Origin of the sequence: Pseudoflavitalea rhizosphaerae (assembly GCF_003991355.1) — a bacterium.
Lineage (GTDB): Bacteria > Bacteroidota > Bacteroidia > Chitinophagales > Chitinophagaceae > Pseudobacter > Pseudobacter rhizosphaerae.
Genome location: NZ_RCSU01000004.1, coordinates 284,970 through 309,574, shown reverse-complemented (window position 1 = coordinate 309,574; position 24,605 = coordinate 284,970). Strand labels below are relative to the sequence as shown.

15 protein-coding genes are annotated in these 24,605 nt (G+C 48.1%); 8 read left to right on the top strand and 7 right to left on the bottom strand.

The window, feature by feature from the left end:
• Position 1: 1 nt before the first annotated feature.
• Positions 2–472 (top strand): NUDIX domain-containing protein, encoded by a 471-nt coding sequence (locus D9Y29_RS09280; RefSeq protein ID WP_127127305.1) that lies wholly within the window; start codon positions 2–4, stop codon positions 470–472.
• Between the two features lie 185 nt (positions 473–657).
• Here D9Y29_RS09280 and D9Y29_RS09275 read toward each other — a convergent pair whose 3' ends face one another.
• The 3 genes from D9Y29_RS09275 to D9Y29_RS09265 form a co-directional block, all read right to left on the bottom strand.
• Positions 658–3,180, bottom strand: coding sequence for a zinc-dependent metalloprotease (locus D9Y29_RS09275; protein WP_127127303.1), 2,523 nt, complete (start codon positions 3,178–3,180; stop codon positions 658–660).
• Between the two features lie 273 nt (positions 3,181–3,453).
• A complete protein-coding gene (locus D9Y29_RS09270; RefSeq protein WP_127127301.1) occupies positions 3,454–4,701 on the bottom strand; it encodes a hybrid sensor histidine kinase/response regulator in 1,248 nt (415 codons plus the stop codon).
• 22 nt (positions 4,702–4,723) lie between these two features.
• The gene (locus tag D9Y29_RS09265; protein ID WP_127127299.1) at positions 4,724–9,760 is read right to left on the bottom strand and encodes a HAMP domain-containing protein; all 5,037 of its coding nucleotides are present in this window, start codon (positions 9,758–9,760) and stop codon (positions 4,724–4,726) included.
• 223 nt (positions 9,761–9,983) lie between these two features.
• Here D9Y29_RS09265 and D9Y29_RS09260 point away from each other — a divergent pair, with 223 nt between their 5' ends.
• From D9Y29_RS09260 to tamL, 4 genes are all read left to right on the top strand, one after another.
• Positions 9,984–10,163, top strand: a complete 180-nt coding sequence (locus D9Y29_RS09260) for a hypothetical protein (protein WP_127127297.1) — start codon at positions 9,984–9,986, stop codon at positions 10,161–10,163.
• Between the two features lie 89 nt (positions 10,164–10,252).
• On the top strand, positions 10,253–11,374 hold the full coding sequence (locus D9Y29_RS09255) for a lipase family protein (protein ID WP_127127295.1): 1,122 nt from the start codon (positions 10,253–10,255) through the stop codon (positions 11,372–11,374).
• A 120-nt stretch (positions 11,375–11,494) separates the two neighbouring features.
• The gene (locus D9Y29_RS09250; protein ID WP_127127293.1) at positions 11,495–16,645 is read left to right on the top strand and encodes a translocation/assembly module TamB domain-containing protein; all 5,151 of its coding nucleotides are present in this window, start codon (positions 11,495–11,497) and stop codon (positions 16,643–16,645) included.
• The gene (gene tamL / locus D9Y29_RS09245) at positions 16,593–18,929 is read left to right on the top strand and encodes a translocation and assembly module lipoprotein TamL (RefSeq protein ID WP_241237882.1); all 2,337 of its coding nucleotides are present in this window, start codon (positions 16,593–16,595) and stop codon (positions 18,927–18,929) included. Before D9Y29_RS09250 ends, tamL begins: the two co-directional genes overlap by 53 nt.
• 8 nt (positions 18,930–18,937) lie before the next feature.
• Here the strand turns inward: tamL and D9Y29_RS09240 are convergent, their stop codons facing one another.
• The 3 genes from D9Y29_RS09240 to D9Y29_RS09230 all read right to left on the bottom strand — a co-directional run bounded on the left by D9Y29_RS09240 (position 18,938) and on the right by D9Y29_RS09230 (position 22,280).
• Positions 18,938–19,849 (bottom strand): hypothetical protein, encoded by a 912-nt coding sequence (locus D9Y29_RS09240; protein WP_127127291.1) that lies wholly within the window; start codon positions 19,847–19,849, stop codon positions 18,938–18,940.
• Positions 19,850–19,934: 85 nt separating this feature from the next.
• Positions 19,935–21,575: an AsmA family protein gene (locus D9Y29_RS09235; protein ID WP_127127289.1), complete on the bottom strand. Its 1,641-nt coding sequence runs from the start codon at positions 21,573–21,575 to the stop codon at positions 19,935–19,937.
• A 198-nt stretch (positions 21,576–21,773) separates the two neighbouring features.
• Positions 21,774–22,280, bottom strand: a complete 507-nt coding sequence (locus D9Y29_RS09230) for a hypothetical protein (protein ID WP_127127287.1) — start codon at positions 22,278–22,280, stop codon at positions 21,774–21,776.
• Positions 22,281–22,788: 508 nt separating this feature from the next.
• Here D9Y29_RS09230 and D9Y29_RS26865 point away from each other — a divergent pair.
• The 3 genes from D9Y29_RS26865 (at position 22,789) to D9Y29_RS09220 (ending at position 24,062) form a co-directional block, all read left to right on the top strand.
• On the top strand, positions 22,789–23,232 hold the full coding sequence (locus D9Y29_RS26865) for a YciE/YciF ferroxidase family protein (protein ID WP_277601117.1): 444 nt from the start codon (positions 22,789–22,791) through the stop codon (positions 23,230–23,232).
• On the top strand, positions 23,169–23,438 hold the full coding sequence (locus tag D9Y29_RS26860) for a YciE/YciF ferroxidase family protein (RefSeq protein WP_338143006.1): 270 nt from the start codon (positions 23,169–23,171) through the stop codon (positions 23,436–23,438). Before D9Y29_RS26865 ends, D9Y29_RS26860 begins: the two co-directional genes overlap by 64 nt.
• Positions 23,439–23,531: 93 nt before the next feature.
• Positions 23,532–24,062: a low affinity iron permease family protein gene (locus D9Y29_RS09220; RefSeq protein ID WP_127127285.1), complete on the top strand. Its 531-nt coding sequence runs from the start codon at positions 23,532–23,534 to the stop codon at positions 24,060–24,062.
• A 156-nt stretch (positions 24,063–24,218) separates the two neighbouring features.
• Here the strand turns inward: D9Y29_RS09220 and D9Y29_RS09215 are convergent, their stop codons facing one another.
• A complete protein-coding gene (locus D9Y29_RS09215; RefSeq protein WP_127127283.1) occupies positions 24,219–24,596 on the bottom strand; it encodes a DUF6496 domain-containing protein in 378 nt (125 codons plus the stop codon).
• Positions 24,597–24,605: the final 9 nt, after the last annotated feature.

Sequence of the window (24,605 nt, the reverse complement as noted above, 5' to 3'; positions counted from 1 at the left end):
TATGGCACAATTCAATGTAAGAGTTTACGGTATCCTGCTGACACCGGAACGCAACATATTGGTAGCCGATGAACTGATCCGCGGTAAGTATTATACCAAATTTCCAGGAGGCGGACTGGAATTCGGCGAAGGAACACGCGACTGCCTTAAACGTGAATTCAAAGAGGAAATGGACCTCGAAGTACGCGTAACCGATCATCTCTATACCACAGATTTTTTCCAGATGAGCGCCTTTAATCCCGCACATCAGATCATCTCCATCTATTATTTCGTGGAAGCCCTGGAACCCATCAGGTCCCCCATCCGCAGTACTGAATTCGAGTTCGACGAAGCGCAGTTAGCCATCTACCAAGAACGTGGTGAAACGGAATCTTTCCGATATATCAGTCTGGATAAATTCTCCGCAGACAGTGTTACGCTGCCCATCGATAAAGTGGTGGCAGACATGCTGAAACAACAACTTTCCCAATAATATCAGCGTGCTGGCAGTCGCTCGCCTCCGGCGAGTGACTTATATTCCGTCGCCTCCGGCGACACGGCGCTCGCCGGAGGCGAGCAAATAGCCGTCACTCGCGGGGACGCGAGCGACTGCTCCCCGATAATGCAAAAGGGCCGACATATTTTGTCAGCCCTCTCTGAGTATCTTTTCACATTATACTATTTAGGATCGAGCATTTTGCCGAGCCTGTCCGCCATATCTTCCAGGTGATAACGGGTAGGCTTATCCGTAATAGCAGATAATGCAGCTTTGATCTCTGCACGTAATGCCCTCATACTTGCCCTGTAGATGGAATAGGCATCACCGGTTTCATTGATAGGCGCAGGCAATCCCAATGCAGATGCCAGGGCGCTCACAGCGCTGGAACCGGAGCGGGTTTGCACAGGATTGAAGATCCGCTCCACACGGATGATATAATCCTTCTGCAAATTGCGGCGGTATACATCGATGGGCTTGCGCGTTGCCAGTTCAGTCCAGACGATATTCTTCAGATCAGTGATGAATTCCGTGGCAGTGTAAGCTGCACCGCCTTCGGTTTCAGCCGTGATCAGCTTATCGATCAGGCGGCCATCGAATAATTTGTTCATTGCCTGGTCCTGCAGTCTTCCCACCAACTTAACACCATCGATCCCTGCTTTGCCGGTGATCTCTTTATTGAGCAACCAGGTGGGCGTGGTGAACAGTTGTTTCTTCAACCACTCCATCGCTGCCTGCTGGCGTTCTTTGGGCACGCGCTCATACACAGGTCCGGCCTGCTCCACCATTTTGGGTGTTTCCATTATTCCACCGATATTCTTCACCACATGACCAACATAACGACCGAACTGGCCGGCAACCTGGTTGTACATGGCAGTCAGGTTCGCATATCCTTCATTGGGAGTGGCAGTCCATTTGGGAAGTTGGGGCAGGATGCGTTGCAGGTTTTTGATTCCGTAGTTACCGGCGATCATGGCATTATCGCCCAGGTCTTCATTCTGTGACCTGGGATCATCCCTGTTTGTTTCAGTGCCGAACCAGAGTCGCTTGTTGCTTTGCTTCTCTGTTGTAAGCCTGCTCAGTATGGCTGTTTCTGTTTCCAGTTTTTCATTTGTCCATTTGTAGCCCCATTCGATAGCCCATTTATCGTAATCACCGATACGTGGGAAGATGCCTTTTTCCGAGATATTGTCTTCCGGCTGTGCTACATAATTGAAACGGGCATAGTCCATGATGCTGGGCGTATGTCCATTCCCTTCCACCCATTTTTTGTTGCGGAGGTTTTCAACGGGCACAGTGGAACTGGACCCGAAATTGTGACGCAGTCCCAGCGTATGTCCTACCTCGTGAGAAGAAACAAATCGGATCAGTTGTCCCATCAGTTCATCATCGAACTGAATTTTCCTGGCGCGCGGATCAACGGCTGCGGCCTGCACCATATACCAGTTGCGGAGCAGTTCCATTACGTTATGATACCAGTTGATATGTGTTTCCAGTATTTCGCCGGAGCGGGGATCGGCAGTACTGGGGCCACTGGCATTGGCCACAGAGCTTGGCTTATACACGATCACTGAATTACGCGCATCATCCATACTCCAGGTAGGATCTTCTTCCGGTGTGGGTGCGGTCTTTGCCATGATCGCGTTTTTGAAACCGGCCTTCCCGAATGCCTGTTGCCAGTCGTTCACACCCTGGATCAGATATGGCACCCATTTTTTGGGAGTGGCGGGATCGATATAAATGACGATGGGCTTTTGAGGTTCTACCAGTTCGCCTTTTTTGTATCGCTCCACATCTTCGGGTTTCGGTTCCAGCCTCCAGCGTTTGGCCAGCACCAGCTGTTTGATGCCTTGCGGGTTCTGATCGAAATCTGTGTAACCTACAGCAAAATATCCTACGCGTGGATCGAAATACCTGGGCTTCATCGGCACTTCAGGCAGCAGCACTATCGAAGTGGTGAGTTCGATGGTAGCTGTACCAGAAGCTGATTCCCCTGCGCGCGTATAAGTCTTCACCGTTCTGATATTCGTATTGAGCGGAAAGGAACTGACACCTGCGATATAGGACTTGTCAGCCTGCAGTCCGCCTAGCTTCCAGGCTTTTTTCAGGTCGCCATCAAAATGCAATACATCGTTATCGCCTGCGATATAATCAGTAAAATCGATCACCACTCCGTTGGAATCGGAACCGGCAGCTTTGATATCGAAGCTGGCTGCAATAGGTTGTACGTTGGAGCGGGTTACAGCCGTATACATATCGCGGGTTGAATCGGCAGAGAACTCGGAAAAACTTTTCTTCAGGAGAAAAAGTTTATTATTCGGCCCTTTCTGAAAGCTGATCACATTGAAATTGACGGCATCACCAGCGTATCCCGACATGGAGTTGGAGCTGCGCAGGTCAGCCGCTGCTTTTGCAATGCGGGTGGAGAAGAGATAATCCCGGCTGAGCATGGATTCCGGTATCTCAAGAAGGTACCTGTCTTCTATCTTATGCACCAGGAACAGCCCTTTTTCAGTTTGGGCTTTTGCGGTAATAACTTCACGATAAGGTTTCGGTCCGGATTTTGCCATAGCCGGCATGGCTGGGGGTTTGCCTGTGGTATCTGCATTCGATCCTTTCTTTCCATGTCTTTGCGCCATCAGTGTTCCGGTGGATAGCAGCAACACCGTGCAGAGCCAGGGTTTCAGGCTGTGAGAGCTAATCATCTTGAAAGAACTGTTTAAAAAAGTAATCAATAGGGATTTCATCAGAGTGCCGCCGGTCGCTCGCCTCCCGGCGAGTGACTTGTATTTCGTCGCCTCCGGCGACGGGCCTCACTTCGGCCGGCAAGTTAGCAGTTTTTCCATTGTTGGAACTTTCGATCCTGCGAACAACTGTAGTGCTGGCAATAATGCTACATGAGCGGTAATAGAAGAAAATGTTCGCCGGAGGCGAACTAATACAGGTCACTCGCCGGGAGGCGAGCGACTGGCGGCACACTAACGAAGTATTAATGGTTGAGTATTCTTCTGCTCTACTGGTAAGGTGATGGTGAATACGGAGCCTACGTTGGGTTGACTTTCGGCGCTGATGAAACCATGGTGTTTTTCCACTATTTTCTTGCAGAGCGCCAGGCCGATACCGGTGCCTTCATAATCTTTGTTCACATGCAGACGTCTGAACATATCGAATACCTGTTCGGCGTACGACTGATCAAAACCAATTCCATTATCTTCTACGGAGATCCGGCAATATTCCGGCTTTGGCACATCGGATAATTGTCTTATATTTCGTATAGTGATAACCGGTAGCACATCTTTTTTACAATACTTGAGTGCATTACCAATAAGATTGAAGAATAATGGACGGATAAGCCCGGGATTCACATCGATGGCGGGCAATGGCTCGATGGTGATGGTGGCCTGCTTTTCCTGTACAGTGCCATCGAGGTCAGTAAGCACTTCCTGCAGGATCTTGTTGAGATCACTGCGTACAAAATTATCTTTCTCATCACTCACACGGGAGAAGGCGAGAATGTCTTTGATCAGTGTTTGCATCCGCTCGGCTGCATTCTGGATACGGCCGATATAGTTCTTCGCTTCATCGTCCAGCGTGTCCTTGTACTTCATGGTCAGCAAATCACCGAATGTGCGGATCTTTCGCAGGGGCTCCTGCAAGTCATGCGAAGCCATGAACGCAAAGCGGTCCAGTTCACGATTGGCAGTTTCCAGGAGGTAGATATTCTGCATCAGTTGCTGGTTGAGCTGTTTCACCATTTCTTCTGAAGCCCGCCGCTCATTGATCTCTATCTCAAGGCTCCGGTTGATGGCTTTCAGTTTCTGTTCCTGCGCCAGCAACTGGTAATTCTTTCTGTAGAGATCTACGAACACTGCCACTTTAGCGCGCAAAAGCGCCGGGTTCACAGGTTTGTAAATATAATCCACTGCGCCAGTGCTATAGCCTTTGAACACATTTTCTTCACCATAGTTATTGGCTGTGATGAAGATGATGGGTATATGCCGCAGCTTATCACGTTCATAGATCAGCGCAGCCGTTTCAAAACCGTTCAGGTTGGGCATCTTCACATCCATCAGGATGAGCGCAAAGTCGTGCTCATTCAACAGGATCTTGAGCGCCTGTCTCCCTGAGCCCGCTTTCACAAACTGGTAACCATCTGGTTCAAGAATGGTTTCCATTGAAAAAAGCGAGTCTTCCCTGTCGTCTACTAATAATATTTTCGATTGCATGCAGCTTCTTTGGTAATCTGAATTATTTGTAAAACCACACGCGCATCAGGCTAAGCAGCTGGTCCATTTTCAGCGGCTTGGTGATATAGTCGGAAGCGCCTGCCTCGATACATTTCTGCCGGTCGCCCTTCATCGCCTTGGCGGTAACAGCGATGATGGGCAGCGTATTGTTCTTGTGTTCGCGCCTGATCTTCTGCATGGTTTCATAGCCATCCATTTCCGGCATCATGATATCCATCAGCACCATGTCTACTTTCGGTTGTTCATTCCTGATAGCTTGTATGGCATCTTTCCCGCTCTCTGCAGTGATCACATTGATATTGTACCGCTCAAAAACAGTAGTGAGGGCAAAGAGATTGCGCACATCATCGTCCACCACCAGGATATTCTTACCCGTTAGTATGTCTTCTTTCAGCCTTACATGTTCTATCACCCTGCGTTTTTCAGGAAGCAGGTCCTTGTGATTGATATGCAGGTGGGATACAGTTTCTTCCAGCAGATGCTCCAGGGAATCCACCCCCTTCAGCAACACTGCGCTGCTGGCGATATTGAGGGAGTTCATCTCTTTGTTATTGAAATCCTTTGCCGAATAGATGATCATCGGTGTGTTGCGATGCTTGAGCTCATGCACTTTGCTCACCAGGTCCATTCCAGCCATATCGGGCAATGAATAATCGAGGATGATGCAATCATACACCTGCCGTCTGATCTGCCCGATTGCATCATTTGCCGTTGCAGCGATCTTCACCTGCAGGTTATCGCTTTCCAGCATCTTCACAATTTGTGAGGAATCCAGTTCATTATCTTCCACTACCAGGATATTGCGTACACTCTTATTGTGGTAATGGATGATATCGTTGAAGAGATCATTCAATACATCATTATCGAGTGGTTTCAGGAGGAAGCTGCGGGCGCCGCGTTTCAAGGCCAATTGTTTGTTCTCTTCCCCTGAAACAAGGTGGATGGGGATATGACGATAGTTGAGATCATTGCGCAGCAGGTCCAGCACTTTCCAGCCGCTGGTGTCTGGCAGCTTTACATCGAGGGTGATGGCGATCGGCAGGAAGCGGTTCAGGAAATCGAACACTTCCAGGTAGTTGGTGGCTACAATGGCTTTCAGGCCGAACTCATGCGCCTTTTCAATGATGATCTTGCTGAAACGAAGATCATCTTCCACTACCAGTACTACTTTGTCGCTGGGCTGGATATTGTTCCTGTCGTCTCCCGCATCATTGATCATTTCACTGATGATGGCGAGATTGTTATTATCTGTGGTATCGGGAGCAGCATTGATGGTATTGAACAAAGCGTCGATCCTGCTTTTCTCAGGGACTAACTGCAATGGATATTCGGGACTGAAATCCGGTGTTTCCTTCACCATAATTCCTTCAACATTGTGCACTGGCAGGAAAAGTGTAAAAGTGGAACCGCGGCTCACTTCACTTTCCAGTTCGATGGTACCGCCGAGCAATTCGGCCAGTCCACGGCTGATACTCAATCCCAGCCCCGTACCTCCATATTTCCGGCTGGTGGACCCTTCTGCCTGCTGGAAGGCTTCAAAGATGATATTCTGTTTCTCCGGTGGAATACCTATGCCGGTATCGCTGATGGCAAAAGCCACTACCCTGCCTGCATTGTCCAGGCGATAATTGTAGCCGGTCTTCCAGTTCTGTTTGGCCTCATAGATCTTCAGCTTCACTTCGCCCTTCTCTGTAAACTTGAATGAATTGGAAAGCAGATTCTTGAGGATCTGGTTGAGACGCTGCAGATCGGTTTCCATGAATTCCGGCAACTGCGTATCCGTTTCAATGAGAAAGCGCAGGTGTTTCGCTTCGGAAATAGGCTTGAAAGTGGTTTCTACAAATCCTGCGATCTCCGTAAAACGGACCGGTGAGATATTGGCGGTGATAAAACCGGATTCGATCTTGGACAGGTCAAGGATATCGTTGATAAGCTGTATGAGATCATCTCCGCAGGAGTGAATGGTTTTGGCATAGCGGATCTGTTTCTCGCTCAGGTTGCCCTCCACGTTCTCGTAGAGTTGCTGTGCAAGGATGAGCAACGAATTCAACGGCGTGCGGAGCTCATGGCTCATATTGGCAAGGAATTCAGATTTGTATTTCGAAGTGAGCGCCAGCTGTTCCGCCTTCTCTTCGAGCGACAATCTCGCTTCTTCCACTTCCCTGTTCTTCGCTTCCACTTCATTCTTCTGTTTCACCAGCAACAGCGCTTTATCCTGGAGCTCATCATTCGTTCTTCTCAATTCCTCCTGCTGGATCTTCAGCTCGCCGGCCAGCGACTGCGATTGCATCAACAGCTCTTCCGTTCTTGAGTTGGCTTCGATCGTATTCAACACGATGCCGATACTTTCAGTAAGCTGGCTTAAAAAATCCAGGTGCGTTGAGCTGAATGTTTCCAATGAAGCCAGTTCGATCACGGCTTTCACGTTGTTCTCGAACAATGCGGGGAGGATGATCAGGTTGGCCGGTTTTGTTTTGCCGAGTGCGGAGCTGATCTTGATATAGTTGGCGGGTACATTGCTGAGGATGATCCTTTCTTTTTCGAATGCCACTTGTCCTACCAATCCTTCGCCAATGCCAAATTCCGTGGGAATATTCTTATCGGATTTATAACCATATGCTGCAAAAAGATGGAGGCGCAATTCATCGGTTTCTTCATCCTGTTTGAGAATATAGAAAGCGCCGTAGTGTGCCTGCACTACCTGCGCCAGTTCGGAGAGGATACGTTGCGCTACAGTTTTAAGATCGCGCTGTCCCTGCAGCATTTGTCCGAACTGTGCCAGGTTGGATTTGAGCCAGTCCTGATCACGGTTACGCTGGGTGGTTTCGCGGAGGTTGCTGATCATCTGGTTGATGGTATCTTTCAGGGATTCCACTTCACCTTTTGCTTCCACGCGGATGGTCCGGGTAAGGTCTCCTTTCGTTACGGCCGATGCCACTTCCGCAATTGAGCGCACCTGCGTGGTAAGGTTCTGCGCCAGCTGGTTCACGTTCTCGGTGAGGTTCTTCCAGATACCGGAAGCGCCTGGCACTGAAGCCTGCCCGCCAAGCCTTCCTTCCACACCCACTTCCCTGGCCACATTGGTCACCTGGTCTGCGAAGGTGGCGAGTGTATCGATCATTTCGTTGATCGTATCCGTTAGTTGTGCCACTTCCCCGCGGGATACGATGGCGAGCTTTTGTTTGAGATTTCCATTGGCCACGGCTGTTACCACTTTAGCGATACCACGAACCTGGTTGGTAAGGTTGGAGGCCATCATGTTCACGGAGTCTGTAAGGTCCTTCCAGGTTCCGCCCACACCACGCACTTCCGCCTGTCCACCAAGTTTACCTTCCGTGCCAACTTCACGCGCCACACGGGTAACCTCATACGCAAATGAGTTGAGCTGTTCCACCATGGTGTTGATGGTATTCTTCAGATCCAGGATCTCACCTTTCACGTCGATGGCAACTGTCTTGGACAGGTCGCCGGAAGCCACGGCCTTGGTCACTTCCGCAATATTCCGCACCTGTGCGGTAAGGTTACCCGTCATGGAGTTCACGGAATCCGTGAGGTCTTTCCAGGTTCCTGCCACACCGGGCACGAATGCCTGTCCTCCCAGCTTTCCATCGGTACCTACTTCCCGCGCCACGCGCGTTACTTCGGAAGCGAAGGCGCGGAGCTGGTCCACCATGGTATTGAGTGTTTCCTTCAGTTGCAGGATCTCTCCGCGAACGTCCACCGTGATCTTCTTGCTCATATCACCGTTAGCCACGGCGATGGCCACTTCGGCGATATTGCGCACCTGGGCAGTGAGATTGCCGGCCATTTGGTTCACGGAATCGGTAAGGTCTTTCCAGGTTCCGGCAACGCCGGGCACATTCGCCTGCCCCCCAAGTTTCCCTTCCGTTCCTACCTCACGCGCCACACGTGTAACTTCTGATGCGAAGCCGCGGAGCTGGTCCACCATTGTATTGATCGTATTCTTGAGTTCCAGGATCTCTCCTTTTACATCCACACCAATTTTTCGGCTAAGGTCACCGTTAGCCACAGCCGTAGTTACTTCGGCAATGTTCCGCACCTGCGAGGTGAGGTTACTGGCCATCTTGTTCACGTTATCGGTAAGGTCTTTCCAGGTGCCGGCCACGCCCGGTACATCGGCCTGACCGCCGAGCTTTCCTTCCGAGCCCACTTCACGCGCCACACGGGTTACTTCGGAGCCAAAGGCATTGAGCTGGTCCACCATCGTGTTGATGGTGTTTTTCAATTCGAGGATCTCCCCGCGTACATCCACAGTGATCTTACGGCTAAGGTCGCCTTTCGCCACAGCCGTGGTCACTTCCGCAATATTCCGCACCTGCGAGGTAAGATTACTCGCCATTTTATTTACAGAGTTGGTCAGATCTTTCCAGGTGCCGGCCACTCCTTTCACCTGCGCCTGTCCACCGAGCTTGCCTTCTGTTCCCACTTCAAGGGCCACACGGGTTACTTCCATGGAGAAGAGGTTGAGCTGGTCCACCATATCGTTCACTTCATTGGCGATGCGGGCGAACTCTCCCTTCAATGCATAGCCACCGATCTCCAGTGGCATGCGTTGCATGAGATCGCCCCTGGCTACGGAACTGATCACATGTGCGATCTCGATGGTGGGCGTTACCAGGTCTGAGATCAGAAGGTTAAGGCTTTCCATTCCGGCACGCCAGCTGCCTTTTGCATTGGGCAATTCTATGCGTTGCGTGAGCTTACCCTGCTTGCCGATTGTACTGCCCGCACGGGTGAACCCGAACATCATCTTTTCATTGAGGGATATGATCTCATTGAGTGTATTGCAAATCTTTTTATCGAGGCCGGTAACGCCATCGCCCATGCGCACACTGAAATCTCCATTGCGCACTGCCGTTAGCACTTTCAGCAATGTGTTATGGTTGAGACTTTCATGTGCAGGCTTTTTTCCGTTGGAGGGACTGATCTTTTTACCGGAGGGCTTTGGGGAAGAACGTGGGAGAGGTGTTTCAATGACAGCCGCATTGCGTACTGTGTTTTTTTTCGGCCGGGCCATATTGTAAGGTTTGTTAGCAATCAATTTTCTGCAAGGGTACGGCGGTCAAAACCATGCCAGAATTGCGTTTCAGCTGAAGTGCGGGCCTGTGGCCCACAGGCAGGAAAAGGGCTTGATTTTTTTTATGCACACTGCGAAGCAAATTCCACTTTTTGGGAATTATCGTCTACAAATATTGAAGGCTGGCACCGTGTTTTACACTAAAATCTTAAACAGAGAAGCTATGAAAACGAATTCAAACAGGCAGCAGCCAAATCCGAAACAGGCCAATCCATCGGTACAGAGGCCGGAGAATAAAGACAATCTCGACAGCCGCAAAAATGAGGAGCAGGATTTCAAGGGCGATGATATCACCCATAACCAGAAACCTCACAGTAACAAACAGCCGCATAAAAGGAAATAATAACATCGAAAGCGCTGGAAACCTGTTCACTATTTCATTTTTTTAGGGTATTTTAGTTATACAGTCCCATAACTAAAATTTCCACGTCCATGAAATGGTTCGTTCAACAATTGCGGGCAGGTTTCCTGCTCTTTTCAGTGCTTATATGTTTACAGACCGCTTCAGCCCGGCAACTTCAACCAGGATTTGACGCTGAAGAATATATGGAAATGCTGAGGATCACCGCCAGGCAGGTAGACTCCGCTACCAGCGCCAGTTTCCCCGCCCCTGAACAATTCAAAATAGAATTCCGCTCAAAGGAAAGCCCGCTTGACAATCGTTGGGAACTCTGGACCAATGCCTCCAGGTCAACTATTGTGATCAGCATTCGCGGCACCACCAGAAAACCTATCAGCTGGCTGGCCAATTTCTACTCCGCTATGATCCCCGCTACAGGAAGTCTCCAGTTGAACGACAGCACCATTTTCGATTATAAACTGGCATCAGATCCCAAAGCCAATGTTCATGTTGGTTGGACCATCTGCCTGGCAACCATGGCGCCCGAAATGGCAGCAAAGATCCGGGAATATAACAGCCAGTATCATACGAAGCAGGTGATCGTTACCGGTCATAGCCAGGGAGGCGCTATCGCTATTCTGACCCGCTCCTACCTGCATTATGAACAGGAAGCAGGCAGGCTTCCAAAGGACCTGTTATTCAAAAGCTATAATGGGGCTGCGCCCAAACCAGGCAATCTTTACTATGGTTATGATTATGACTATATCACCCGCAACGGTTGGGGATATACGGTAGTGAACGCGCTGGACTGGGTGCCTGAAACACCATTCTCCCTGCAAACACTAAGGGATTTCAATAATCTCAATCCCTTTACCGATATGGAGAAACAATTGAAGAAACAGAGTTTCATTGTTCGTCTCTATCTCAAACGCGTGTATGGCCGCATGAACCGCAAGAGCAATAAAGCTCAGCGCGTGTTCACCAAATACCTGGGTAAAGACATCAGCAAACAAGTAAGGAAGGCCATGCCGCAATTGAAGGAACCCGTCTATGCTCCCAATATGAATTTCACCAGGGCCGGTGTGCCCATCGTTTTACAACCCGATGCGGAATACCTGGAAAAATATCCCGACAGTGGCAACCGCATCTTTATTCATCATGGCCTCTGGCCATATTATCTTCTTACTCAGAAGATTTATGGAAAGATTCCGTAGATTGTAGCATAAACTCCACGGTTTTCCATCACCCCTCTGCCACCAACTGCTAGAATGCTGTTTGTATTGATACGAACGGTTCAGTTTTTGAATCATTAAAGCATACAATACGAGTAATTTGTGAATTCACCCAAACCTGTATTTTACTGGACGAAGAAGATTGGAAGGATCGTTTTGAAAACGGTCCTGATACTGTTGGGTGTATTGCTCATCCTCATCGTGCTGATCCAGATAGAGCCGGTTCAGAACTGGGCCAAAGGAAAAGCCACCAACTGGCTCTCCAAAAAGCTCAATACAAAAGTGGAGATCGACAGGCTCTTCATCCGCTTCCCTACTTCCGTATCACTGGAAAAAGTATACATAGAAGACCAGAAGAAAGATACCCTGCTGTATACCGGGCAACTCCGCGTGAATATCAATATGTGGAAACTGCTCAGCAGCGAAGTATCAGTGAGCGATATCTACCTGAAGCAGGTAACGGCCAATATCAACCGAAACCTGCCTGATACCATTTTCAATTTCCAGTTCATAGTGGATGCCTTCGCTTCCAAAGAGCCGCAGCCTCCAACCACCGATACATCCGGCATGACAATCTCACTCAACCATATCATGCTGGAAGATATCCGCGCAAAATTCGTGGATGCCGTCAGCGGCAATGATATGCAGGTGTATTTTTCACAGCTGGAAACCAATATCAAAACCTTCGATCCCGGCAAAAACAAATATGCCGTGCCGCTGGTAAGCCTGAAAGGACTTGATGCGAAGATCTACCAGCGCAAGCCCCTACTGGAATCAGAGCCGGCCGCTGAAGATATCGCCGATGCACAAACGCCCACGGCCTTCGATATAGATGTGCGGCGGGTGATGCTCGAGAACTGTAACCTGGATTACGGCAACGATGTATCCGCGCTCTACGCCCTGCTCCGCCTGGGAAAGCTCAATGTGGATGCAGAAAAGATCGATCTCGCCAAACAACGTATCGGGCTCGACAAATTGCAGTTACTGGAAACCACCGTAGCCCTCCGGCTCGGGAAAACAGAACAATCAAAGGTTGTAACGAAGGAAACAAAACAGGAAGCGGAAGCCGTATCGCAAAGCGACTGGATATTTGCCGTGCAGGACCTTGACCTGAACAATAACAATATCAAATTCGATAACGACCAGAGCCCCCGCACCAAACAGGGCATGGATTATATGCACCTGGACGTCCGGAATTTCATCTTCAATGCCCGCGATGTTTATTATCACACCGATTCTATCGCCGGCACCATCACCAAAGGAAGTTTTAAGGAAAAGGATTTCAGGCTCAACCAGCTTCGCACCAGCTTCGCCTATACTAACCATCAGGCCTACCTGAAAAACCTGCTGCTGGAAACACCCGGCACCAGGGTTGAAAGGGATATCGCCATTCAGTACGATTCCATTGGTGCATTGAGTAAAGATATCGGCAGAATGAAGCTGAGCATGGACGTCAGAGACAGCCGAATTCTCGTGCGCGATGTACTCACATTCGCTCCTATGCTGAGTACCGCTCCAGGTTTTACCACACCCAATGCCACCTGGTACCTCAACGGCAAACTGAACGGCGCTGTCAATAATCTGAAAATAGATGCACTGAAAATCAAAGGCCTCAGCAATACCAATGCAGACCTCAGCGGCACTATCAAAGGACTGCCCGATATCAGGAAACTCCAGGCTAATCTCAATATCCGTAATATCAGCAGCAGCGATAAAGACATCACCGGCATGCTGCCGCCAAAGACTTTACCGGAAAATATCAAGCTGCCCGCCCATATGCGTCTCAGCGGCAGTTTCAATGGCAGCTATGCCAATATGCTTACTGATCTGAAACTGCAAACTTCTTCTGGAGACGCCACAGTGAAAGGAACAATTCAGCATCCTGACGATGAGAACAAATTGAAATACGATATGGTGGTAACCACCAGTTCACTCAACCTGCAGGAACTGCTGAAACAACCCGATCTGGGTAAACTAACCTTACACCTCAAGGCAGAAGGCGCCGGCAGGAACCCGGAGACAATGGTAGCGATGATCAAAGGCACTGTGGACAGCGCCGGTTACAAAGGTTATGTGTATCGCAATTTTACCATCGATGGCAGTATGGACCACCAGGAATTCAAAGTTCTGGCAGGCATTCAGAATGAACCCATCCATTTCAATCTCGATGCCGATGGCAGTCTCGCCGGGGAATGGCCAGCCGTCAGATTCAATCTGATGATCGATAGTCTTAAACCTGCAGGTCTCAACTTCACCGACAGGAATATCATCTATCGCGGCAATCTGAGCGGTGACTTCCGTTCTGTTAATCCCGACAGTCTCAATGGCAATCTTTATGTAACCCGTTCGCTATTGGTAGACAGTGCTACCCGGTTCTCCATCGATACCATCAGTCTTGCTGCCGCCGTAACCGATACCGGCCAGGTGATTGCATTAAACAGCTCACTCATCAATGCAAAAATGTACGGCAGGTTCAAGCTCACGGAAACAGGTAAGATCTTCCAGAAAACTATCGATCCTTATTTCGATATCGTTCCGGACTCTGTGAGCCTGGATTCCAGTTATGATTTCCGCATTGCGGCCACTATCGCCAATTTCAATCAATGGAAGATACTGGCTCCGGACCTCAAACAACTGGATACAGTGAAACTGGATGGTCATTTCTCCGGTAACGGCAATACACAAGTGCTATTTACCGCACCCGCCGTTACCTATGGCGCCAACCAGGTACAGGGGCTGGTGATCACAGCAGAAAACAGGAATAATGCACTGCAGGTTCGCAGCAGCCTGAGCAAATTCAATATGGGCAGCAGTCTTGCTATCTACAATACCAACCTGGATGCAGACCTCGCCAATAACAAAATTGATTTCGCGGTGAATACCCGAGACAAAGGCGATACCACCAATTACCATATCGAAGGACTGTTTGCACAGCTGACCAACAAAAGCTACCAGTTCTCACTCAAACCGGATTCACTGTTGCTGAATAAAGAAAAATGGAATATCACCACAGGCAATAAAATCATCATCGATACCAACAATATCGTTGCAGAGAACTTCAACCTCAGCCAGAACGGACAAAGCCTGCAGATAGCCACACTGCAAGATCAGCCCGGGCAGCCGCTGGATGTGAGCTTCTCGAAGTTCCGAATCGGCACATTGCTCCGTTTCATCAAACCAGACACTGCCATTGCAGACGGTGAACTGAATGGGAAAGTAACATTGCACGATCTCACCAAAGACATGACATTCGTGGGTGACCTCACCATCAACAATGCCAGTGTGAACAAAGACACGCTCGGTGACCTCAGGGTGCTGGTGAGCAATCCACAGCAAAACAATTACGAAGCGGATATTACGCTTACAGGTCAGGGTAACGATGTGAACCTGAAAGGCAACTATCTCATCAATCCCGGCGCTGACGGTAGCATCAAGGCCAGACTGGACCTCCGCACTTTGCAGATGAAATCCATCGACGGGCTCACCTTTGGCAATCTCCGCAATTCCTCCGGCACAGTGAACGGTGGATTTGATGTAAGCGGAACCACCAGCGCACCAAAAATAGACGGACAATTGCAGTTCAATAAAGTGCGCACCATGCCCGCCATCATGAACAGCTTTGTAGCTATCGACCAGCAGAAGATCGTGATGAACAGCGATGGGATCCTTTTCGATAATTTCACAATTACTGATTCCGTGAACAATAAAGCCACGCTGGATGGACAGGTGTTTACGAAAGACTTCACACAATACCGTTTCGATCTCAAATTCAACGCCGATAATTTCCAGGCGCTGAGCACCACTAAAAAAGATAACGACCTCTATTACGGCCGCCTGTTCTTCAACAGCCGCCTCAATATTACCGGCACAGACCTGCACCCTGTAGTAGATGGTACACTTAAAGTAAACGAGAAAACGGAACTCACTGTGATCCTCCCGCAGGATGACCCCGCAGTGCAGGACAGGCAGGGTATCGTACGTTTTGTGGACCGCGACAATATGGAGCAGGATACGCTCTTTGCCGATGCAGGATTCGACAGTCTCAATACCGCCGCCATCCGCGACTTTGACGTGAACGTGAATGTAACGGTTGACAAGAACGCCACTTTCAACCTAATCATCGATGAAGCCAATGGCGACCTGCTGAAAGTGAAAGGCGAAGCCAATCTCAATACCGCCATCGACCCCAGTGGCAAGATCACCATGACCGGCACCTACGAGCTCAATGAAGGCAGTTACGACCTCAGCGTGAACTTCCTCAAACGGAAATTCAATATCCAGAAAGGAAGCCGTATCACCTGGCAGGGAGATCCCACCAGCGCTACTGTTGACCTCACCGCCATTTATATCGCCAACACTGCGCCTATCGACCTGGTGGAAAAACAACTCAGCTCCGAAACAGATACCAAACGCAATACATATCGTCAACGCCTACCCTTTGAAGTACACCTGATCATGACCGGCGAACTGCTCAAACCCAATCTCAAATTCGATATTCAGTTACCCGATAACAAGAATTACAATGTAGACAAGGAGATCATCACCGCATCGAATACCAGGCTGGAGCAATTGCGGCAGGAACCTTCCGAACTCAACAAGCAGGTGTTTGCCCTCTTGCTGCTCAACCATTTTATCGGAGACAACCCCTTCTCCACCGGCAACAGCGCCATGACGGCTGAAGGTTTCGCCCGCCAGAGTGTGAGTAAGTTGCTCTCCGAACAACTGAACTCGCTTGCCTCCAATCTCATCGAAGGTGTAGATATCAATTTCGATCTTGAGTCTTCTGAAGACTATACCACCGGCGAAAAACGGAACAGAACTGACCTCAACGTTGCCGTGAGCAAGAACCTGCTCAACGACCGGCTGACCGTTACCGTTGGCAGTAACTTCGCACTGGAAAATCCCAATGCCAACCGCGAAGCCACCAACCTGGCAGAGAATGTGCAACTGGATTATAAACTGAGCCGCGATGGCCGCTATGCCCTCCGCGCCTATCGCAAGAATGAATATGAAGGCATCCTCGAAGGTTATATCATCGAAACCGGGGTGGGTATTGTGATCACACTCGACTATAACAAGTTCCGCCAGATCTTCAGATCGAAAAAAGAAAAGGAAAGATTGAGATCACAACGCGAAGCACGCAGGAAAGCCAATGAAGAAAAAGAGGAAAAAGAGAGAGAAGAAAGATTGAAGGAAGCCCGTGAAAAATCAGAAACGGAACAACAAAAGAATAATCAACCAGGTGAACAATAGAACATTCATACAGGCATTGGCCATTGTTACGCTGGTAACCGGTATGGCAAGTTGCAGCAATACAAAGTATTTGCCCGCAGGTGAAAGCTTATACCTCGGCGCTACTGTAAAAGTGGACGGCCCAACCGTGAGCAGGAAGGAAAGAAAAGTATTGACCACCGATCTGGAAGCGCTCACCCGGCCAAGGCCCAACCGTAAAATGCTCGGCATGCGCATCCGTCTCCTGGCCTACAACCTGGCAGGCAATCCCAAAAAAGAGACAGGCCTCCGCGGTAAGCTGAAATACAAATTCGGAGAAGCGCCGGTAGTGCTCAGCAGTGTGAGTATGACCAGGAATGCCGAGATCCTCGCCAATACGCTCGACAACCGCGGCTATTTCCGCAGCACCGTAACAGCGGACACTATCGTAAAGCGCCGTAAAGCGCGCATGATCTACACCGTGAATGCAGCACCGCAATACACCATCAATAAAGTGGCATTTGAAGTAGACTCCAGTTCTTTCATCGGCAGCTCCATTCTCAGCACAGTACCCACAACCCTGCTGCAACCCGGCCGTCCCTTCAACCTGGAAATGATCAAGGATGAACGCACGCGGATCGACGGCGTACTCAAAGAGAACGGATTCTATTTCTTCAGCCCGGACTTCCTGCTGATAGATGCAGACAGCACCATCGGCGATCATAAGGTGAACCTCTTTGTAATGCTGAAACAGGCAACACCAAAAAATGCAAAAGAGCTCTATACCATCAAGGACATTTATCTCTATAGCAACTACCGCCTGAATGTGGCAGGTGATGATACCAGTAAGAAGAATGCCGTCTTCTACAATGGCTTCTACGTATACGACCGCCAGAAAAAATACAAACCGAAACTCTTCCTGCAATCGATGCAATTTGACCAGGGCGACGTATACAACCGAACAGACCATAACCTTTCCCTCAACAGGCTGGTCACAATGGGCGTGTTCAAATTTGTGAAGAACCGCTTCGAAGTAGCCGATGGCCCCTTCTCGCAACTGAACGCCTTTTATTATCTCACCCCTTATCCGAAAAAATCTTTACGGCTTGAAGTGACAGGCACCACCAAATCCAATAACCTGGCCGGAGGGCAGCTCACACTTGCCTGGCGCAACCGCAATACTTTCCGCGCCGGAGAGCTCTTCACAGTAAGCGCCTCAGGTGGTGCGGAAGTGCAGTACAGCGCTGCACAGAAAGGATACAATGTATACCGCGCAGGACTGGAAGCCAGCATGTCGTTCCCAAGGTTCCTTATTCCATTTGTACAGATCAACAAGAAAGGTGGCTTCGTTCCCAAAACCACCGTCACACTGGCTTACGACATCCTCAATAAACAGAAATTATATACGATGAATTCTTTCCGCGCTTCCTACGGCTATTCCTGGAAAGAATCGTTGAAAAAAGAACACACATTCAATCCCATCGCAGTCAATTACGTTCAACCGGTTTCCGTCAGCAATGAATATGCGGCGGCTGCAGACACCAATGCAAACCTGAAAAAAGTAATAGAAAAACAATTCATCCTGGGATCGAATTATAACTGGACATACAATGGGCTTGCAGAAGGAAGGAATATCGATGCGCTTTACTTCAGCGGCACGGTAGATCTCGGGGGCAACCTGGCCGGCCTCATTAAGGGAGGCGGCAATCCTTCCAATCCATCGAAAATATTCGGCAAGGAATTCTCCCAGTACCTCAAAGCTGAAGGCGATTTCCGTGTTTACCGGCGTGCCGGCGATAATTCAACCTGGGCCAACAGAATCATCCTTGGCGTAGGTTATCCCTATGGCAATTCCAGGGAACTGCCTTATGTAAAACAATTCTTCATTGGCGGCAATAACAGTCTCCGCGCATTCCGCACACGCGCACTCGGGCCCGGGACCTATATTGGCAATGACTCACTCATCGCAGACCAAAGCGGCGATATTAAACTGGAATTGAATACAGAATTCAGAACGAAGATCTATAGCATCTTCCACGCAGCTGCGTTTATTGATGCCGGTAATATCTGGTTGTATCGTGATAATCCCAATAAACCAGGCGCCGCCATCTCGAAAGACTGGTTCAAAGAACTGGCAGTAGGCGCTGGTATCGGTCTGCGGGTAGACGTGAGCATTCTTATTCTGCGACTCGATGTGGCATTCCCGTTGCGGAAGCCATGGTACCCGGAAAAAGAAAGATGGGTGATCGATCAGATACAATTTGGAAGTGCGGCATGGAGAAGGGAAAATCTCATTTATAATATTGCAATTGGATATCCATTCTAAACCTCGCGCTACAATTTAGTGTAAGTGAATTTTGTGGTTCGCTTATCACTTGGAATATTATACAAATCATACGCCTGGGTGGAAATCATTTCGGCAGGTAAGCCATGTGAATTCATCTGGTAGGTATTGGTTAGTACAGAGCTGCGTTGTAAGTTCTGGTTACCGTTAAAAAAACCCCACCTTTCTACTTTTACCAACAGGTTCCTGGAGGGCTTATTAAGGTGAAGTTCAGTACCATACCCTTCGTCAGCAACAATTTTCAGCAGATTGGGTTTGTTTTTATCGTATTCAAACATCATAACACTTAAAGGTGTTGGAGACCCATCTTCATATTTTTCAACTTTTACCAGGTTTCCGTCTTCGTAGAAATAGCGGCTAAGTTGCTGAAGTCTGCTAATTGGATGTTGGGGATCATCTGAAGGGTGAATATAGGTTGCGTTAACTTCAGTAATATAATCATCAGCATTGAGGGTATATTCTTCCTGTATGGTTTGCACAATTCTTGAACCTGCTGTTTCAATCTCATCCATTGATTTTGGCCAGCCAGAGGGCAACAGGTTGAATGTATGTGTTTCTTTCCAGGTATTATCTTCTTTGTAGGTTAACACAAGTTCTACTTTGTTCTGTTCATAGGTGACTTTGGCTGTTCCGATATGTTCATTGTCCTCATCGTATTCTCTCAATTCGGTCAGCACGCCCTTTGGGGTGTACTGATATTCCCACACAGCGTCATATCCAGAAATATTTTCCCATTTTTCTTCAAATCTCGTAAGTAGGAATTTTTCACCATCCGGGGCTTGAATGATGGACTGAAGTGCTGCCGGTGCATTTTCAGGGAGGTTATCGTCAGCGGATTTCTGACAAGATAACAAGCCGAAAATTGAAGCCAAAATACCGGTGCTTAAGGATAATAGTTTCATAAATAAGGGGCTATTTTTACAAATTAGTGATTTTTATTTTCGAATGCAAGTTAAGCGTAAGTTTCGTTATTCGATCCTGCCTTGTTTACATGCCCACATTTTCTTTGACACCGGTGAAGATGGATTTCCATAGTAAATGAAAAAATGAACGCTTTGTGTCCCGCTCGAAATGGACCTGGGCAGTACGGACCTCTCCGTCTTTGCCGGGATTGGCTTTCCTGATCACGATCTTTGCCATCAGGCTGGCAAGCTTTTTCTTGTCGAGGGTTTTGTCTTCTTCATCTTTTTTCAGCAGGGTTACAGCGAGATCATCGTAAAGGATGGTGACGGGCCCGTCTGCCCGGTAATCGTTGCCGGTGAAGGAGAACGAGAGTTTGCGGATGGTGCCCTTTTCTATTTTTGCCAGTCCCATCGGAACGGCAAGCTGGTTCACGGCAGTGGCCGGCATGGAGCCGAGTGTTCCCTGGATGGTGAATTTGCCTTTGGGGTCTAGCGGATAGAAATTTATAGTGGCTTCGATGGGCGCCTTGTTCAGGAACCTGGAATGGAAACGAAGTTTGCAGACGGGTGATGATCTCAGCACCGCGGTATCGTTGGTGAGGTTGGATATCCGCACACTGACATTATGGAATTGTACTTTTCCACTTTGTTCACTCTGGCCATTTCTTTCTTTGTATTCAATGAAACTGGAGGGAAAACTGGCTTCTTTGATGGCGAGGGGTATATCGAGTCGCATGAGCTGCTGGTGAGGCAGTTGCTCCAGCCTGTTGCGGCCATCGTGAGGATAGGATATGTCGCGGTATATTTTGAAATGACTCTGGCCAACGGTCATGGAGTCCGCAGAAATGGATTGTTTCATCAGCAAAGGGAGGCTGAGGTTCACAAGACGAACGTCCTTCATTTCGATATCGAAGCGATCGTTGGCATATTTGAACTGCCGGAGAAATTTAGCTTCAGGTAACAAAGGATTGATGCCGATCCGCGCGATGCCCATACGCTGACCGCGTGTATTGAAATCCACTTCCGAAATAATGAACTCGTACAATCCGCGTTTATCTTTCCAGCTGATCTTCCTGCAAAGCAGGCTGGCATTCTCGGCAAATAGAAAACGCGTAGTGTCTTTACTGTGGATACTGTCTACCGCCACTTTGAAGAGATCGATCTGCACACTGTCGAACTGCATCAGCTTCCTTCCATCGGAAAGGTTACGGGTTACTACAGTTGCATTCACGATCGAAACTGTATCGATGGCAATCCTGGAGAGATTCCCAAGCAGTTGTTCGTATAGCTCTTTATCAGGTACACGCTGCAGAGAATCCTTTCCCTTGTTGGTGAAGAATAATTCGATCTGCGGATTTTCTATCAATACTTTTCTACCTTCGATCTCCTTGTTCAAAAGGGCTTTTGGCGTTTTTACACCTGTCACTTTCAGGGATGGCACAGAGAGATGCGCAACAATGCCCGGCGCATTGTCCGTTTGTACCAGCTCGTTATACCGGGCTGTATCCGGCCTCAACTGCAGATCTTTTACAGAAAGATTTCCATTCACTTCGTCGAGGTCCAGTTTGCCGAATGCAATGGAATAGATACCCTGTGATTCGCCGGCAACGGCTTCCGTTACTTTGGAGCGAAGGAACTGCTTCTTGTAAATACTCCATACCAAAAAGGCCAGGCCTGTGAGAGCCAGGAGGGATACAACGATGATGAGGATTTTTCTTGAAATCATATGCAAGAGGTAATACTAAAAAAATGCCCGGAGTTGCCTCCGGGCCGAAATTGGAATTAAAATCAGATGAAACCTGCGGATGATCTTTGTCAATCCGGCAGTATGGTAGTGCATGCTGCCAAAGCTCTGGAGCAAGTTGCCATACTGGCAATTCATTGGGTTGCGGCTTCCCGTGAGGGGAAATACAATTAAGTAATATTATGCCGCAGGCCGCAGATTTAATGCATGATGCGGACGAGGCTGGGATTTTGCCCTGCTGAAAAAATGCCACATTTGATTCCACCAGTCCTTCAGCTGCCAGCCTTGCTTGTGCCTTGCTTCAAAATATTCTGCATGCTCCACCTTTACTTTCACCAGCAGGAGTTTTGAAAGGGAAGGCAGATCAACATTACCCGGCAGGCCGATATAGTTCAGCATCTCGTCCTTATCGATAATGATTTGGGCTTGGCCGGAGATCTTCAGGAAGAATGGCTTTCCCTTTCTGTAGAAATCAAGCTTTGCAGGAAATTCCATATCGTACTCTTCCATGTACAGATCCGGCCTGTGAATGAAAAAGCAAACATTCCCCTCATTGTCGATATTCAGCGCGGAAATAATACAGGTAGGCAGTTTGAATGCCTCATTGCTTGTGTTGGCAAATAATGCACTCCGTATCTCGTGGATGCGATCACGGAGAAAATCCAATTGTTGTATTTCACTTACCATAACCGTTCCTTTAATAATATACTTTTCAAAAGGTATGCCCGGATTTCAACAACCAAAAAATCCATAATTTTTGTGGAATACCTGTTTACAAACAGGGAAGAACTCAATGAAAATGTTCAAAATTTGCCGGCAATTCCATCCTCAGAAAAGTCATTGTGACAGTAATGCACACTTGTTCGTAGACATAAATCTACAGTCCACTTAAATCAAAAAACGTAACATAAATAAAGGCAATGATTTATGTCCGGAACCTGCCCTGGCACTGGATTTTATATAATATTCATACAAGCATAATTTCTCTTTAATACAGGGTGTTCACAACGAAAGAAGTGATCTGAGAATAAACCTGAGAACCTGATCTGGATAATGCCAGCGAAGGAAAAACACAAAGAGAAAATATGTATAGGGCCTCCGTTAACACGGAGGCTTTTTTGTTGTTTTCTGCTGGCATTATTTTTATCCATATTTCATTACTTCTTTTTATTCACATCTATCAAAAATAGCAGTCATGGAAAAGAAAAAAACCTCACGCAGCAGCGCTTCCTCCAATGGAAGACAAAAACAATCCAATGTAACAAGAGCATCAAAGAACGGGAAATCTGGTTCCAAAGCCAGTTCCAGAAGCTACTCACAATCTGATGTAGCCGAAGCAGGCATGGATGAAATGCTGGAAAAATTATTTACAGATCAACTGAAAGACATTTACTATGCCGAAAAACTTTTGACCAGAGCCTTACCCAAAATGGCCAAAGCCGCTACCACAGAAGAATTGAAAGAAGCCATCCTGCAACACCAGGAAGAAACGGAAACACATGTTGAAAGACTGGAGCAGGTATTCGAGATCCTGGGCAAACGTGCACAGTCGAAAAAATGTGAAGCCATGGATGGATTGAAAAGGAAGCTGATTCCATTGTTGAAGAGACCGAAACCGGTTCCCTTACGCGCGATGTAGGCATCATCATGGCTACGCAAAAAGTGGAACACTATGAGATCGCCAGCTACGGTAGTCTCACCAAACTGGCCCGTACTTTCGGAATGGAAGAGGTAGCCTCCCTCCTTCATCAGACGCTTGAAGAGGAAAAAGCCTGTGATGAATTACTGACGAGCATTGCAGAGAACAACGTAAACTTTGAAGCCGGTCAGGAAGAGGAAGAATAAGACATTAATTTATGTGCTATAGGTTTAGGGTTATTGAAGTCGGTCAGACCAGTTGTGGTCTGACTTTTTTATACGTCTACCAAAAGAGTAAAAATGAAAAAAAAGAAAAAAAACAGTTTATCAAAACTGTTCACCCGCATATCTACCGTGATCACCAGGGCCGCAGGCCGTCCTGTCGCATTCATTTGTGCTGCCCTGGTTGTAATATGCTGGGCCATTCTGGGACCGGTATTCGATTATTCAGATACCTGGCAACTGGTGATCAATACAGGCACTACTATCATCACCTTTTTGATGGTGTTTGTGATACAACAATCGCAGAACCGGGATACACTGGCCATCCAGCTCAAGCTGAATGAGCTAATCGCCAGTCAGGAACACGCCAGCAACCGTTTGGTAGACATTGAAGACCTCACTGAAGAAGAGCTGGCCGTGATCAAGAAATATTATATCCGCCTCTCCAAACTGGCGGAGAAGGAAGTTGATCTGCATGCAACGCACAGTATCGATGAAGCTCAGGAAAACCACCTGAAGAAAACCAAAGACATCAGAAAATACCCGGGTGATGCAGGAAGAAAAAACATTGAGAAAATACCTGGCAAAAATGCAAAAGGAGAAAGATGAAATGAAGGTGATGATGTCTATCCTCAGGAAATTACATCCTTAAAAAGAAGGAAGCTGCCGTATATCCCGTTTTTCTGTGGAGACACAAACAGCTTCCATTTGTTTTCATAGCTAATACAAATACATATGTGAAGGCTGGCGTTATTATTTATTGACCTACTTACTGCTTTTTTTCCTGGATGCGGCCTTTTTACGGGGAGCGGCCTTTTTTCTTGTTGCGGATTTCCTGGGAGCGCTTTTCTTTGTTGCATTCTTCCTGGAAGCAGCTTTCCTGGGAGCCGATTTTTTTGAGGCGGATTTCTTACTGGCGGATTTCTTTGTTGCTGATTTCTTGCTGGCTGATTTTCCGGAGCTTTTCTTCTTCGGTACTTTAGCGCCCTTTTCACGCGCTTCCGACAAACCAATGGCAATAGCCTGTTCACGGCTTTTCACTTTTCCACCTTTTCCGCCCGGTCCTGAACGGAGTGTTCCCTTTTTTTTTCTTCTCATGGCGCTTTCCACAGATTTGGAAGCACCTTTTGAATATCTGGGCATCTGTTTCCT